The organism is Deltaproteobacteria bacterium RIFCSPHIGHO2_02_FULL_44_16, assembly GCA_001798185.1.
Classification (GTDB): domain Bacteria; phylum UBA10199; class UBA10199; order 2-02-FULL-44-16; family 2-02-FULL-44-16; genus 2-02-FULL-44-16.
Map to the genome: position 1 here is coordinate 54,486 of MGRM01000006.1, position 14,945 is coordinate 69,430.

General features: G+C 45.5%; 12 protein-coding genes and 1 pseudogene. 3 read left to right on the top strand and 10 right to left on the bottom strand.

Going from position 1 to position 14,945, the window contains the following annotated elements:
• Positions 1-29 precede the first annotated feature (29 nt).
• The 6 genes and pseudogenes from A3C46_03515 to A3C46_03540 form a co-directional block, all read right to left on the bottom strand.
• Positions 30-718 (bottom strand): annotated as a pseudogene (locus tag A3C46_03515) (hypothetical protein).
• Positions 676-1,440, bottom strand: coding sequence for a hypothetical protein (locus tag A3C46_03520; protein ID OGQ23190.1), 765 nt, complete (start codon positions 1,438-1,440; stop codon positions 676-678). The pseudogene A3C46_03515 and the gene A3C46_03520 overlap by 43 nt, the downstream one beginning before the upstream one ends.
• Positions 1,441-1,656: 216 nt before the next feature.
• Entirely contained in the window at positions 1,657-4,590 is a 2,934-nt protein-coding gene (locus A3C46_03525) for a hypothetical protein (GenBank protein ID OGQ23191.1), read from the bottom strand.
• 200 nt (positions 4,591-4,790) lie between these two features.
• Positions 4,791-5,138 carry a hypothetical protein gene (locus A3C46_03530; protein ID OGQ23192.1) on the bottom strand — a complete coding sequence of 116 codons (348 nt, stop codon included), beginning with the start codon at positions 5,136-5,138 and terminating at the stop codon, positions 4,791-4,793.
• On the bottom strand, positions 5,135-5,362 hold the full coding sequence (locus A3C46_03535; GenBank protein ID OGQ23193.1) for a hypothetical protein: 228 nt from the start codon (positions 5,360-5,362) through the stop codon (positions 5,135-5,137). Before A3C46_03535 ends, A3C46_03530 begins: the two co-directional genes overlap by 4 nt.
• The gene (locus A3C46_03540; GenBank protein ID OGQ23261.1) at positions 5,346-6,392 is read right to left on the bottom strand and encodes a glycerol-3-phosphate dehydrogenase; all 1,047 of its coding nucleotides are present in this window, start codon (positions 6,390-6,392) and stop codon (positions 5,346-5,348) included. Before A3C46_03540 ends, A3C46_03535 begins: the two co-directional genes overlap by 17 nt.
• 107 nt (positions 6,393-6,499) lie before the next feature.
• Here A3C46_03540 and A3C46_03545 point away from each other — a divergent pair, with 107 nt between their 5' ends.
• Positions 6,500-7,501: a hypothetical protein gene (locus A3C46_03545; GenBank protein OGQ23194.1), complete on the top strand. Its 1,002-nt coding sequence runs from the start codon at positions 6,500-6,502 to the stop codon at positions 7,499-7,501.
• Between the two features lie 7 nt (positions 7,502-7,508).
• Positions 7,509-9,239, top strand: a complete 1,731-nt coding sequence (locus tag A3C46_03550) for a hypothetical protein (GenBank protein OGQ23195.1) — start codon at positions 7,509-7,511, stop codon at positions 9,237-9,239.
• On the opposite strand, the gene A3C46_03555 is transcribed toward A3C46_03550, so the two are convergent.
• The 3 genes from A3C46_03555 to A3C46_03565 form a co-directional block, all read right to left on the bottom strand.
• Complete coding sequence (locus tag A3C46_03555; protein ID OGQ23196.1) at positions 9,206-9,853, bottom strand: ribulose-phosphate 3-epimerase; 648 nt, start codon at positions 9,851-9,853, stop codon at positions 9,206-9,208. The two genes, A3C46_03550 and A3C46_03555, sit on opposite strands and share 34 nt — an antisense overlap.
• Before the next feature lie 139 nt (positions 9,854-9,992).
• Positions 9,993-10,919 carry a methionyl-tRNA formyltransferase gene (locus A3C46_03560; GenBank protein OGQ23197.1) on the bottom strand — a complete coding sequence of 309 codons (927 nt, stop codon included), beginning with the start codon at positions 10,917-10,919 and terminating at the stop codon, positions 9,993-9,995.
• Positions 10,916-11,416, bottom strand: a complete 501-nt coding sequence (locus A3C46_03565; GenBank protein OGQ23198.1) for a peptide deformylase — start codon at positions 11,414-11,416, stop codon at positions 10,916-10,918. Before A3C46_03565 ends, A3C46_03560 begins: the two co-directional genes overlap by 4 nt.
• A gap of 145 nt (positions 11,417-11,561) precedes the next feature.
• Between A3C46_03565 and A3C46_03570 the strand changes: the two genes are divergently transcribed.
• Positions 11,562-12,728, top strand: coding sequence for a hypothetical protein (locus A3C46_03570; GenBank protein OGQ23199.1), 1,167 nt, complete (start codon positions 11,562-11,564; stop codon positions 12,726-12,728).
• 4 nt (positions 12,729-12,732) lie between these two features.
• On the opposite strand, the gene A3C46_03575 is transcribed toward A3C46_03570, so the two are convergent.
• The gene (locus A3C46_03575) at positions 12,733-14,793 is read right to left on the bottom strand and encodes a hypothetical protein (GenBank protein OGQ23200.1); all 2,061 of its coding nucleotides are present in this window, start codon (positions 14,791-14,793) and stop codon (positions 12,733-12,735) included.
• Between the last annotated feature and the right edge of the window lie 152 nt (positions 14,794-14,945).

Genomic DNA, 14,945 nt, shown 5'->3' on the forward strand with positions numbered 1-14,945 from the left:
TAAATGGGGAATTTCCCTAAGATTATTTCCTATTTTTCCGACAGGCACCATTTCACGGCATGTCGAATAAGATCATGAGAATTTTTTAAATCGAGTTTATTTTTAATATTGGCATAATGAGATTCGATCGTTTTCACGCTTACATGAAGATGCTCTGCAATTTGGCGAGTAGAATAAGCCTGGCCGGTAAATTGGAGTACCTCCAGTTCACGGTCGCTCAAGCTGACCGCATAAGAATCATTTGTTGCCGGCGCTTTACCCACAAACTTATACATGAGTTTCTCTTTCCAATTGTCGCTCACATAAATACCGCCCTTAAGCACCTTACGAATAGCCAAAATGATCTGATCGCTTGCCTCTCGTTTTGTTAAATATCCTTTCGCTCCGGCTCGTAAGACGCGCTCTACGTAGACAGACTCGTCATACATCGAAACAATCAGCACTAACATGTGGGTTGTTTGGCTAAAAGAGTCTTGGTTAATTCAAGCCCGCTTGTTCCTTCTAAAGAAATATCCACGATCACGACATCAGGTTTTTTCTTCTCAATGCCGATGAGGGCTTCTGTTGCATCTCCCGCCTCTCCCACAAAGAACATATCCTCTTCATGATTGACAAGCTGGGCGATACCTTGCCTGAGCACGGGATGATCATCGACGATAAATATCCTCGCTTTGTTCACACAACACTCCTTTGGTTTGCAGGTCTTTTTAAATGACATTCTAAAAGAGACCCTTGAGGCAAATTGGGTTTAATGTGAAAAGAGGCGTTCATCATATGAGCTCGATATTTCATGATCTTCAAACCGATTCCCTTTGAATCTTTGAGATCATCCATCATTCCTATTCCATCATCTTTTATGGAGAGCGTTATGATTTCTTTATTTCGAGTAAGGCTCACTTCAATATTTTTGGCTTTTCCATGCTTGATGGCATTACTTATTCCCTCTTGTACGATTCGGTAAAGATGGGTGGCAATATTATTATCATCGATAAGGATCGGTTCCGGGCAATGAAACACACACAAAGCGCCTGTCGTTCGAGAAACCAATTCTTCCAGAGAATACATGAGAGACTCTCCTTCCAGCTCTCCGGGATATAACCCTCGCGCTGTATCTCTCGCCTGATCAACTGCGTACAGAAGCATATTTGAAATTTTCTTTAATTCGGCAAGTTCGAGTGTGTTATTCTTTTCCATCTTTTCGGCGAGAGCTTTAGAAAAAACCAAAATCGCGGTCAGTTCTTGACAAAGCCCGTCGTGAAGTTGTGATCCAAATCGTCGTTGTTCGGCGAGGGTAACCTCTAATATTTCTGCTTCTACTCGTTTACGTTCGGCAACTTCCGCCTTGAGCAGTTTGTTACTTTGAATGAGATCAAGCGACAACTGACGTAACTCCGCTTCAGTTTTCATTTTTTCTTTTGTTTCGCTTGTTGTGAGAGGCATAAAATACCTTCCTGTGTATACTGCTACTGGAGCCCAAGGGGAAGAACTATCAGGGAATATCGCATTCTTGACCGTTGGATTTCCCTCGTTCCACTTTACGTTTGTACCTTTCATCTTGTAAGCTGTTGAAAACTCTGTGAAAAGAAGAAATCGAAGAAGAAAAAAACCGCGGGGGTTTATTCCCGCGGTTTCTCTTTTCTCCTACCGTTGACTCTCCTATGGAAGGACAGTCGTTGGTTCAGACGCACTCGCCTGGTATGTATTCATTGGATCTACTAACCCCACAGAATCCCAGATATAGCTCGTGGTGTAGAGCCTGTTGGTTGTCGTCCCACTTGGGATTAAAGTCTCGTGCACCACATAAAGTGCTGTGTTTGGTTGCAGAACAACACTTGAGGTCATGTCAATCAACTGCAATCCAGCAGTACTATCATTGACCGTGTAATCACTCCCCGCTGTAAGAAGCACTGCTGTTGGGCTTGATGCATCCGATACAATGGAACCCGTGGCTGGATCTCTCACAGGAGCTGTGTCGAGATAAATTCTCGTCGAGACTGCTTGGAAGAGACCAGGAATTCCTAAAACAGTCGGACTCACAAGACCGAAACTATACTTCAGTCTATTCGAATTCACTCCCTCGTTGGAGAGTGATTCAACATAAAGTACCGAGAAATACGTAACGTTACTGTTCACCGCAATCGGATCACTGAGATCAACAAGTTGGGTTTGAAGTGCCGAGAAGGCCGGGACATTGACACAATCCGAAGCCTGCACGCTCGCAGCATTGCTGCTCGTAACCGTTGCTGTATCGCAGTAAATTCCACTTGCTGCGCCAAACGGGATGCGGCTTACCACAATAAAGGTCAAACTCTCTCCTGCGAGAACATTCATAGTGCTAGGAGACGTAACAACATTTCCGGAAAGCGCGCCGACCGCACCGTTCAAATTCGAACTCACGTAAATAACCTGCACATTGGCAGCAGAATTCAAACCGAGAACATCGCTGATGACAACGTTTTGAGCAGGAGCACTGCCGCTATTTTGCACGACGATCGTTGATGTATAGCTGGCACTTGGGATCACACTTTCTGGAGCGTTGACTTTTGTAATCTCAAGATTTGGCGTCGCTACGGTCAAACACGCGATATCGCTGCCAATCCCGATGGTCCCGGAAGTAGCCGAAAGGCTCGCAGTGTCACAATATATCCCATCAACTGATGCTTGAACTGTAAAGAGCATGGTCGATGTGGATCCTGCAGCAAGATCGCCGATGTTGTTGTCAAAACCATCGCTGCTATTGAGCGTTCCGCTTGAAATACTGTTTATCTGGAATGGGGCCATGTCGCCGCTTGTAAGTTCATCGTGAACCATGACACCTGTCGCAGAGCCTGTACCACTGTTGATCACTCGCACGCGGAGTCTTGCAGGCATATTGGCTGATACAGTCATCGACTCGCCAAGACTCGTCACATCATCAGCAGCAACAAAGTCTTTGATGATCGATACATTTGATTCGAGAGCAGTAAAGCATGCCTCTGCACTCAGATCGACTGGAGCCCACGAATTGTCACTATCACGATACAAAAGAATCTGCGATTTGTTGCAGTAAGTTCCGGGCGCTGTGACCGTGGCGGTGAAGGTGAGAATCTGCGTATTGTCCCCAGCAGGGGCAAGTTGAGATGGAAGCGCAAAGGAATATGTGAAACCATCACCGACTGCAGTACTCCCTGCAGGACGTGAGTTAAGCGAGTAACTTGCTTCTGCGCCTGATGACAAGATGTCACTCAGATCGATGTTGGTGGCGTCACCATTGCCAACGTTCTGAATTGTAACCGTCCAGGTGGCTGAAGCCACACCTCCAACGAGGTGCACGATATCCGAGTTAACGGTCTTCGTAATCTCGAGTTCCGGTGCTGGTGCAAATTTCTTGTAGAAGATCTGTTTTCCAATCTCTTCTCCGTTGATAGTCGCTACAGCTGTAATGCGAGCTTCTGATCTTGCATCCGGTGAAAAGAGAGTCACCCAAGTGAAGCCATCGACAAATGGAGTACCAATGCCGCTCTGGTTGTAGAGTGGGTATTCAGTTCCGATAAGAGGGAATCGTTCTGCGGTCAGTCGAGCATTATTCGTGCGCGTATCGGCCTGGTCATCGAAAATTCCGTACCCAAGCGCGACTCTGTTATCATCAGATGTACCAAACTGCATGCTGTTGACTCTTCCAAACCACCACTGATCGATCTCCCAGCGGACATCGGCACCAATCACTGGACGAACAACCCCTGTGGAATCTGTGAAACCAACCCATGCGACAGCAAGATTCTGGGTAAAACTCGGAGCAGTTTCCATCTGCTCGATGGCCAAAGGTCTTCCGGGGTCACTCACCATGGAGGAAGTCAAATTGGCGGGAACAATCCCGTTTGGTTTATCTTGCTCCCAAGCGTAAAATACAAATCGACCAGACTGGAGCGTGCTCGAGTCGATCGGAATAAGATTTCCCTGATCGTTGCGGTAGACTGCGCGCGGCGCCTCGGAGATAATTGGCGTTGCGATGAGGACTAACGAAAGACTCGATGTATTGCCGGCAACAACATTGATTTGACCAACCGCATCGCCGAAAGCAGGCGCGGTTGCTGTCGCAACATACTGACCCGGCGCTAAATCGATGAGAAGCTGGTTACCGGTAAAAGTCTGTGTGAAACCATCTGGTCCTGTCACAACCACCGTAGCCGATGATGGATAGACGTTGATATTGAGAGAACCGACTGTAGATTCCGAAACTCCCGCACTCATAGCAAGAGAGGTCGACGCAAGGATTAATGAAATACTCGAGATCTGACCAGCAGCGACATTGATTTGACCAACTGCATCACTGAAAGCAGGCGCGGTTGCTGTCACTCCATACAGGCCTGGAACTAAATTGGTGAAAAGCTGGTTCCCGGTAAAAGTCTGTGTGAAACTCTCTGGCCCTGTCATCACCACCGTGGCTGATGTCGGATGAACATTGACTTGAAGAGAACCAACTGCAGTGGCCGTTCCGAGAGAACCGACCGCCGAAGTTGTCGTTCCGAGAGGATCGCCCGGAGTTGTCGTTGCTCCTCCGCACCCCAAAAACGTCATGGCGCATATGAGCCCCACGATGAACCCTCTCATAGTTCGCCCTCTATCTCTTCTCCATCTTCGTGATCTACTTTCATATTGCAACTGCGTATGTGTGTGGTTCTTCATTTTTGTTCTCCTTAGTTTCTGGTTGCTTTCATGGAGGGAGATTATGAAAGCATTGAAGGATGAACAATCGGGAGGAACTACATTTTTTACTGGGGAATTTCTCTACCAGAAAAGATGGAGGACAATTATGGGAGTTTGCGAAGGGTGAGAATATGGTGATTTTCTTTTTTTTCTTCAGACTCAAACGAAAACCGACCTTCAGCAGCACTCATCACTTCGCTTCGAAGGGAACCGGTTGCTCCTTGTTTTAACGTTCCAGATAATTCGATGACATCTCTCACTTCTCGCACGATCGTCATATTTTCAATCAAGGATGAACGACGCAGCGCTCGCATCAGCGCGTCGACATCAGAAAAGTGATGTGACTCAAGAAGCAAAAGTGTAAACGAATTTTTTGTTTCGCCATAAACGTGGAGCGAAAGCAGCGACAAGAAAAACAAGAGAACAAAAGAAATGAAGCGCAGCTTCTTCATGAGGAGATAAGCGAGAGTGAGGTGATACGTTCAAGTTCGATCATCGCGCGATCTTCATCGTCGACAATCACCGCAAGCCCATTATCAATATCGACGGATTCAAGTTTTCCAATATAGCTCACTCCAAATGCAAGGATTTCTACTTTTCGACCAAGGGCTTCGATGAGTCCCCGAAGAAGTGGATCCTCGGCAACAGCGGCATCCATATCACTTTTCTTCTTCATGGTTCTCTCCTTCTTGCAAAATTCCACTCAGTTCATCGCCAAGCGGCAGTGATGTAATTTCTTTGACTGCTCGGTCTGGTTTTAATTCTCCTGAAAGAATGCGATGAATCGCATTACAAATCGGAAGCGTTAAATGATGTTTCACTCGCACGTCGTCAACTGCTTTTGCGGTGACGACACCTTCGGCAACCATATGTTCTCCTAAAACCTCTTTGGCGCTTTTCCCTTCTCCGAGAGCTCGTCCCACGGAATAGTTGCGTGAAAGAGGTCCCGTGCAGGTAAGCACAAGATCACCAAGACCCGACAGCCCTGCCATGGTCAGTCGCTTTGCTCCAAGGGCAATCCCTACTTTCATGGTTTCATACACGCCCCGAGTTACAATGGCAGCACGGGCATTTGCGCCAAGTCCCAAACCATCACTCATTCCAGCGGCAATGGCGATGACATTTTTTACCGCTCCACCGACTTGCACTCCAATCACATCATCACTGGTAAAAGGGAGAAAAGATTGTGTGCGAAAGAGATGTTGAATTTTTTCAGTCACACTTCGATCCTCACCCGCAATGACGACAGAGGTCGGAAGCCCTGCAGCCACTTCCTTTGCAAAACTCGGCCCAGAAAGAACAACGCGCAACGATGAAGGATGATGAGGCAGAACATCATCCAGCACTTGACTCATCAGCTTCTGCGTTTTTGGTTCAATGCCTTTGGTACAACTGACAAACAATATATTCGGCAAAAGCAAGGGACTCGCTTTTTTCCACAATGCACGAAGAACATGGGAAGGGATCACAGAAACCACACACGAAACCTGACTGAGAGCCTCCTGAAGATCGGAAGTGACCTGAAGCGATGATGGTAAAAGAATGTCAGAAAGAAAAAGAGGATTTTTGCGATGACGTCGTACACCTTCGACGACCTCTGTTTCATACGCCCAAAGGAGAACAGAGTGACCGGCATCAGCCAGATGTTTGGCAAGCGCCGTCCCCCAACTTCCAGCTCCAATAACCGCTATCTTTTTCATCGCCATGTATTCATTCACCAGAGAGAATTTTTTCATCCTAAATCACCGATGGGGATAGTCAACAATTCTTTCTCCTTGAGAACTTCATATCAGAATGATACTGAACTACGTTTGTGAAACCGAAAAAATCCACACCTCGTTCCCTTCCTCTCACCGCATCTGAAGCTTTAGCAATGCTCTCCAGTATGTGGAAAGGAACCAAAAATAATTCGATTCGATATGCTTTTTCACTTCTCAAAGAGACGCTCAAAGTCCAAGTCGAGCCCAAAGAAATTTCGGAAATCTCTGACGAAATTTCACAGCCTTCTTCCTTTCATATGGTTCGACTTCTCAATGAAGTGCTTTCCGAACATGATCATAAATTTTTAAAACGACAACTCACGTATCAAATATCAGCAGATGCTTCGCTTCCCGAACTTTCGATTGATATGGAGATGATCCGTTTTATTCTCGATCATCTTCTTTCCTTTATTGCCGCGAGATCTCCTCATCGGGGAAACATTATGATTCGCGCCAATGAACGAACATTTAAAAATGAAGCGGGTATCGAAATTCTTCTCTCCGCTCCGGACGAACATCTTCATAAAAGTGATGGAACCGCTTCGCTTCGCGATCTTTACATTGCCCGCACATCCAACAGCAATACGAGTGTGCTGACGCTCTGTCGGCAATTCATGGTCAGTCAACGAGGGCATCTCTGGTGCGAGATTACCAAGAATCGTCGTGTCGATTATCATCTTTTTCTTCCCGTTGGCGCTTTTTTGCATAAAGGGACCAGCACCGCAGCGCAGACTTTTCAATATGACATTCACATTAAAAACTTCATGCGGTTGAGAAAACATTTTGGCATTAAAAAAAGCGCTGCTTTTGTTCAACAAGTAGAACGAATGATTCAAGGAATGATACGTCATCCTGTCGACGTGGTCCTCTCTTCGTGCGAAGAAGGCATTATCACCGTAATTTATGAATCTGGCGCAAGCGGCGCAGAATCTCTGGCAAGCCGCATTTCCAAACGTCTTTCGAATGAAACATTTCGTATCGGGAAAAAACTTATTAACGCGAATGTTCAATATTCATTGACTCCAATAGCTCCGCCCCAAAACAAAAAAACTTGAGGTTGCGATGAACATTCTTCTCTCTTTCCATGCTTTCTTCGAACCGTTCTGGAAAGAAACTGAGCTTCTCTTCTGCTTGATCTTTTTATATGCTTTGCCGCTTCTCAGACTCATCACTGCTCCTGTTTCATTTCGTGGAAGATTGTTTTTACCGATTGCTCGTATTTTAGGAACATGGGAGCGATTGATTTCTCCTTTGCGTAAAACTTTTGGCATTATTTTTCTTGCGACAGCGCTTCTTTGGTTTAGCATCGACGGGTTTTCGTTCTCCAATACTTTTTCTCTCACCATGCTTCCGATCATCCTCTTTCTCTTTGCCCTCACCTGGTACGCCCATGAAGAGCGAAGGCGATCTGTGTTCCATTTTCTTGAATTCGTCAGCTCTCATCCTCCCATGCATCCACGAGAATTTTTCGCTCTCCTTGCGTCTCTTTCAAGTCCTCTGCGATACCAGTTTCAAAAACCGGTGACGGTGGTCGTTCCACATTCCGTTGACTTTCGAAAAAAGGGAGGAACTTTTTTTCACTTTCCTCTTCTTTCAGGACTTTTTTCGACAATGACCCTTGCACGCATGCTCATGCTTTCCTCTCGCGTGAAAGGGAAAACATTTCTCCATAAAGTTGCTCCTGCCACCGTGATGATGTGGGGATTACGCATTTTGTACCTAACACGTTCGGCTCTCACGGTCGAAGGAGTCGATCGCCTTCAACAAAAACCGCGTTATGCTCTCTATCTTTTTAATCATGAAAGTTTTCTTGAATTTGCCATTGCTCCTCTTGTCCTCGGAACTCGTCTTCCACGTTTTCTGCTCGCAAAAGATCATTTTCGAGACAATCCCCTTCTTTATCGCTTCTTGGGAATTGGGAAAGTCGCTGAAGCCCTCGATATGGTTTTTGTCGATCGTTCGAAAGTAAAAACGAAAGAAGAAAAAATTCTTCGCGCCCGAAAAATAAGCAAAGAAACGGTAAAAAAACTCCTCGATGATCACATTCCCTTAGCTCTGTTTCCCCAAGGAACGCGTGCACGAAGCACCGTCACCGTGGATGGAAAAAGACTGGGTGCTGGATATTACACTGCCGGGAAACATGACCGCTTAAGCATTGAAGGGGGACACATCAAAAAAGGAGTAGCATATATTGCTATCAATGCTGCGATTGAACTGCAAAAAAGAAAAAGCACAGAACCGGTGACGTTTATTCCCATTGGCGTTACGGGAGCAGCTGTTGTTTGCCCGCGAAAAAGTTTTCGTGTGCACTATGGTGTCACCATTCATCTTCGTGTTGAACAACCGCTACTCATTACGCCAGATATGGTTCGGAAACTCAAACTTCCTGAACGAGATGATCTCCCTTCGCATGAATATCAAGAAGAGATCAACGATCTGTTAAAACGCATTGATCGCAGCCTCGTCCTCGCACTGAAACTTCACGGTGAATTGGAAGGACGATTTTTGGAGCTGGTACGCGAACGACGTGACCCGAACATGTTTGAAGAAATTTTTGTGGCGCTTCGTGAATGGCAGGGGAAAGAAGACAATCTTCTCTACGTCATTCTCGATTATATTTTCGCCACTCATCCCTCGAAGTGGCGTCCCTTCACAAATCAGTTAATGTATCTTCTTCTGAGTCAAGCACCGCGAGAACAGTTTGTGGAGTTGAAGCAGGCTGTGGCAGATGATCTCTGTCAGATCAAAAAAAAAGAGACTTATCGCCGTCTTAATTTTCGTACGGTGTCGTGATAATTATTGGTTTTAAAAAGCCCTGACCCAACCACGACCATATCAGCGCCAACTTCATGCACTTCAGAAATATTTTCGAGATTTATTCCCCCATCCACTTCAATCAAAAAGGGGAGCTTGCGCTCCTTTCTATATTTCACCAGTAATTTTACTTTTTCTAATGCTTCGGAGATAAGTCGCTGACCTGCAAATCCGGGGTTCACCGTCATCACGAGAATAAAATCAGCTTCAGGGACAAAGGGAAGAATTTTTTGAATAGGGGTTTCAGGGTTGATCACAGCCCCTGCTTTGCAGCCGAGTTTTTTGATTTTCGGAAGCACTTCCAAAAGATCACAGACTTCCAGATGGACAGACATCCAATCCGCACCTGCTTTTGCAAATGACTCAATAAATTTTTCTGGATGTTCGACCATCAAATGCACATCAAAAGGGAGTTTTGTAAGAGGTCGAATGGATCTGACAAGATCTGGTCCCATGGTCAAGTTCGGCACAAAGTGCCCGTCCATGATGTCGATATGGAGAATATCTGCGCCAGCTTTTTCAACAGCGCGAATCTCTTCGCCAAGCTTCGAAAAATCAGCTACTAAAATGGAGGGTGCGATAAGTGGTCCCATTAATATCTCTCTTCCAAACTGGTTCACATTTTCTCTCGGGGTACAGAAGCTGCGGTTATGCTCCTCGCGTCTTCTGTTTCCATCGACGCGCCTCAGTCAAAGGCCCCCTGCGAGAAAAACTTCACCAGTTTGGTCATAGTTATCCTAATTTTGTCCCCGATTTTATCTCATGCCCACGTAAAAACTCGATGGTCGACATTCTCTTTTTTCCTTCGAGCTGCACTTCAAGCAGATACAGATCCCCTGCTCCCGTTGCAACTGCAAGTTCATTCCCAACATGAAGCACCGTTCCTGGCTCCATCTCCAACTGGCTCTCAACAACTGCAACTTCATGAAGTTGTAATCGCTTTCCTCCCCAAAAGGTAAAGGCCCCTGGCCACGGCGTAAATGCGCGAACTCGATTGTAAATTTCTTCTGCGGAAAGCGTCCAATCGATCTTCCCATCTTCTTTGTTGAGGATCGGCGCAGAGGTTGCTTCGCTATGATGCTGCGGTTTCCTTGGAGCTGCGCCCTTTTCTATGGCCTCGACTGTTTTCTGGAGAAGTTCAGCGCCGAAGATCGCCAGTCGATCGTGCAAGTCTGACGCTTTTTCACACGCATCAATTTCCGTACGGCTGGAATAAATAATATCGCCCGCATCCATCTCTTCGCTTAAATACATTGTCGTCACGCCTGTCTCTGTCTCCCCATTCGCAATCGCCCAATGAATCGGAGCTGCCCCGCGATATTTGGGCAGAAGCGATGCGTGTACATTAATGCACCCTTTTGGAGGAATGGCTAAAATCTCTTTGGGAAGAATTTTTCCGTACGCCACAACGACAAAAAGATCAGCATGCAAACTTTTGAAATGTTCCTCTACTTTTTTTGACCGAAGCGTCTTTGGCTTCAGGGGTTGGCGTCCCTTTTCTTGGATAAGGACGGCAACAGGGCATGGAGTCAATTCATAGCCTCTTCCTGCCGGTTTATCCGGTTGCGTGACGATTCCGACAACATCATGCGATGACTCGAGAAGCGCTACAAGAGAAGGGACGGCAAAAACTGAGGAACCCATAAAGAGGATTTTCATTCTAATTTCCCCTTCTTGAGTTTGTTCGCATAGAGTTCTTGTTTTAAAGTGCTTACGGAATCGAGGATTAATTTTCCATCAAGGTGATCGATTTCGTGCTGAATGATGATCGCCAAAAGACCTTCAGCCTGGAGCTTGTGCTCCTTTCCTTGAGGATCGAGATAGATGCACGTTACACGTTCACTCCGCTTCATCATCGTCAAAAATCCCGGAAGAGAAAGACATCCCTCTTCCCATTCAATCTCACCTTTGCGTTCGATAATTTCGGGATTAATCATCTGATAGAGTTCATTTTGCTCTTCACGATTCGGATCGCAGACAATGACGCGATGACTGATCCCAACCTGGGGTGCTGCTAAACCGACGCCTGGAGCCGCATACATTGTCTCTGCCATGTCATCGAGAAGTAAGCGGATCTCCTCGGTCACTTCCTTCACCTTCGCCGCTTTTTTGCGAAGCACGGGGGCAGGATAAACTTCGATGTTTAAGACCGTCATGTGCTGCTGCTATCAATGCTAAAGGAATGCGTCAATTGTGTTGTCGTTTCGATGATTTTCAAAAGAGGAAACAAAACTTCTCGTCATGCAAAAATGATTTGACATAACTCCTTTTAAATCGGATTATAACGGAGTTAATTCCATTATGTTCAAACGCAAACTCCACATCGAACTGCCTCCTCACCAGTCCACTTTTTTGTGGGGAGCTCGTCAAACCGGAAAATCAACCTATCTGACTAAACATTTTCCTCATTCACTTCGATATGATTTTCTTCAATCAGATCTCTATTTGACGTTCCTCAAAGAACCTCATCGGTTACGGGAAGAACTGATTGAAAAACCGGCTTCGCTTTTACGATATCCAATTATTCTGGATGAAGTCCAAAAAATTCCTCTTCTTCTTGATGAGGTCCACTGGCTCATTGAAAACAAAAAATTGAGTTTCATTTTGTGTGGATCAAGCGCTCGAAAATTGAAACGAGAAAAAGCGAACCTCTTGGGAGGGCGCGCCTGGCGCTTTGAAATGCACCCTCTTGTCTTTCCCGAAATCCCAAACCTTGATCTTCTGCGAGCCTTGAACCAAGGCCTTTTACCAACTCACTATACAACAGATTACCCTGAAAGATCGCTCAAAGCCTATGTCACAGATTATTTGACAGAAGAAATCAAGGCCGAGGGACTTAGCCGCAATCTTGCAGCCTTTGCCAAATTTTTGGAGGCGGCTGCTTTCTCTCACGGTCAATTGGTTGAATATAAAAATATTGCGAGCGACTGTGGCGTCGATGCCAAAACCGTGAAAGAATATTTTGAAATTTTAAAAGATACCTATATTGCCTCTTTTCTCGCACCGCTTCCAAAGAAGAAGGATCGAAAAACTATCACGGCAACTCCAAAATTTTATTTTTTTGATCCTGGTATTGCAAATTTTTTAACAAAAACGCCGTTGCTTCAACTCAAAGGAACTCAGGCGGGGACAAGTTTTGAGAGTTATCTCTTCCATGAAATTCAGACATATCGTGCCTACTCCGAAAAAAATTTCGAACTCCACTATTGGCGTACAACAGCAGGCCACGAAGTGGATTTTGTGATCAACGAAGATGAAATTTATATCGAAGCAAAAATTTCAGAAAACATAAAACTTGCAGACCTTGTTGGATTAAGAAATCTGATGCATCAAACTCCCGCAAAAAAAGCGTATGTCGTCTCACAAGAAAAAAGACCGCGCCTCCTCACAACTCCTGAAGGGGCAAAAATTCATATTCTTCCCTGGAAACACTTTCTCGAAGCTCTCTGGAACGAAGATATTGTTTAAATATTTATTCACTCCCTGAAGAAATAAATTCCATCCTTACTGCAGCAACACCTGAAGGAAGAGAGAGCTCAGGAAAATACTTTTGTTGCAGTTCGAAGAAAGCATTCCAGTCACTTCTCTCCATTTCAGAGGCAACCAGCTGAGCGACTTTTTCTGAATGATGGAGTGCCACAAAAAGACGATAGGCTGCTTCACTGTCTCCCATGTAGGACATCCATCCTTTGCCTCCAAGCTCCTGCAATATTTTGATGCGAATCGGTCCCATTGCCTCCGAACGCCAGAGTTCACTCTGAAAGAGACTCGTGGGAAGAATATGTTCTTCGAAGAGATCGACAATCGCATCATCATCGAGTTCATGGCGCTCATCTTCTGCAAAATATTGAAGACGTTGACGATCCTGTTGTTCCATTGCCTTAAATAAATTTTCAGCAACTCGATTTTCTTCTGCTTCTGCGTGTGTCCCTTGAGCAGTGAACCCTACTACAATACCTCCAATGACGAGAACAACGGCTGCAGTTCCTCCTGTCCCGATAAAGAGCAGTATGCCTCCAGCAAGTCCAGCTCCTCCGGCTAACATCTCGCTGACCGATGAAGCTTTTTCTACCCCGCTTGTGATTTCAAAGTCGCGCATGTCATCATAGGTATGTTTGATGCCATAAGCGAATTGTGTCGCACTTCCAAGAACCGCGGAACCGGAAGTCGCAACCCGCGCAACCCCAAGCACTTCAGCTCCTTGCGGAATTCCAGGCAAAAGAAATCCTGTAACATACAATGTGGAAGATCCGATGGCTGCGGTTGCTGCAGTCATATTCAGCGTCACATCAAGACGATCTTCAACAGGATCATCGATTGAGTTCGCTGCACTGATGACATCAAAAACAGCAAAACTGCTTGCGGTAAGTCCAAGGGCATGACTTGAAGCAAGAAAGGTTCGATTATTCATGAACGTGTAGGAAGGAGTCCTATGAAGTCTCTCTACATCCAAATCCAGTGATGACGGACGGGCTGTTTTGATACTTGGCATCATTGTATTTTCGCCCGTGACAGAATATTGGTTATATTGTGGAGAACGAACCGCGAGGGCAGCGGCAAGTTCGGCACGGTTGATTCTCTCAAGCTCGAGAATAACAAATGGTCTTCCAAACCGCTCAAATGTCTCTTCCGAAAAACGAAACAAGGCGGCTGTCTGGGCAAATCTCCGGAATAAAGCTTCTTGCAAAAAGATGAAATGTGCCTGTTGATCCCGCGCTCCAGAACCAAAGCGGGCGAAAGGATTCCAAAAATAATCACGTCTCATCTGTGCATAAGCTGCAACGAAAGTTTCTCGTTGCGAAGGTGTAAGACGCTCAAAAAAAGGCTGACCACGCAAATGTCGATAAAAGGCAGCTTCAGCGTTTGTGGTTTGAGAATTGGCAATACTTAAACTTTCGCCTAATTCTCTTCTTACAATGACAGCTAATAGATCTTCAACCGATTCAACCGAATCACGAGAAATTGAATCCACACCCAAAAAAGATCGAAAATTCTGAGGAGAAGAAAAACCACGCTCAAAAAATACTTTTACACTAGCGTGTTGCATCTCTGAAAGAGCACGTTCAAATTCTCCAACATATACTCGAAGAACTCGCTCTCGTTCAAAAAAATGAAAAGGAACCGCACTGTCTCGATGTGATGATATTCGTAGATTTTGTGGAGGACTTACATCGATAAACTGTACGGTAACGGTATGTAACCCTAGTCGTTCAAGAACGCTCGCAAGATATGGTCCAAGAATTGTTTTCCATCGTTCATTCGTTATTGGTCCTTCTCCAAAAGAGAGGGGAGTGTTTCTGACAATAGCAGCAATCTCTTCGAGTCTTACCATATTGACACCACGAAAGAGCATACTCGTCATGAACCCGTGAGCATAAAGAACTGGTACTCTCCCACCTATCCACGCATCTTCGGATGGATCTACCTGCCGCCTTGCCTCTTCAAGCATTGCAGCTCCCCAAGGTTCATTATCTGTAACATTCTGTACAGCTTTCGCTGAAGAAGATGTGACTGTTATGCCATCGCCTGCCATAAAGCTCCTTTTGCAGATTCTTCGTCGTAGAAAAAAGAAAGTTGCTAGAAGGAAAGGCGCAACTTTTTTGGGAAAGAGGCGAAAAAAAGGTGAAGTTTTCAATTACCAATAACTGACAGTCAGTTATTGGCAAAGAGCTCTCGACATTTTGA

Excerpts from the sequence above, each read along its gene's own strand:
- A3C46_03520 (OGQ23190.1), bottom strand. The coding sequence starts at position 1,440 with ATGCCTCTCACAACAAGCGAAACAAAAGAAAAAATGAAAACTGAAGCG.
- A3C46_03525 (OGQ23191.1), bottom strand. The coding sequence starts at position 4,590 with ATGAGAGGGTTCATCGTGGGGCTCATATGCGCCATGACGTTTTTGGGG.
- A3C46_03530 (OGQ23192.1), bottom strand. The coding sequence starts at position 5,138 with ATGAAGAAGCTGCGCTTCATTTCTTTTGTTCTCTTGTTTTTCTTGTCG.
- A3C46_03535 (OGQ23193.1), bottom strand. The coding sequence starts at position 5,362 with ATGAAGAAGAAAAGTGATATGGATGCCGCTGTTGCCGAGGATCCACTT.
- A3C46_03540 (OGQ23261.1), bottom strand. The coding sequence starts at position 6,392 with ATGGCGATGAAAAAGATAGCGGTTATTGGAGCTGGAAGTTGGGGGACG.
- A3C46_03550 (OGQ23195.1), top strand. The coding sequence starts at position 7,509 with ATGAACATTCTTCTCTCTTTCCATGCTTTCTTCGAACCGTTCTGGAAA.
- A3C46_03555 (OGQ23196.1), bottom strand. The coding sequence starts at position 9,853 with ATGGGACCACTTATCGCACCCTCCATTTTAGTAGCTGATTTTTCGAAG.
- A3C46_03560 (OGQ23197.1), bottom strand. The coding sequence starts at position 10,919 with ATGAAAATCCTCTTTATGGGTTCCTCAGTTTTTGCCGTCCCTTCTCTT.
- A3C46_03565 (OGQ23198.1), bottom strand. The coding sequence starts at position 11,416 with ATGACGGTCTTAAACATCGAAGTTTATCCTGCCCCCGTGCTTCGCAAA.
- A3C46_03570 (OGQ23199.1), top strand. The coding sequence starts at position 11,562 with ATGTTCAAACGCAAACTCCACATCGAACTGCCTCCTCACCAGTCCACT.
- A3C46_03575 (OGQ23200.1), bottom strand. The coding sequence starts at position 14,793 with ATGGCAGGCGATGGCATAACAGTCACATCTTCTTCAGCGAAAGCTGTA.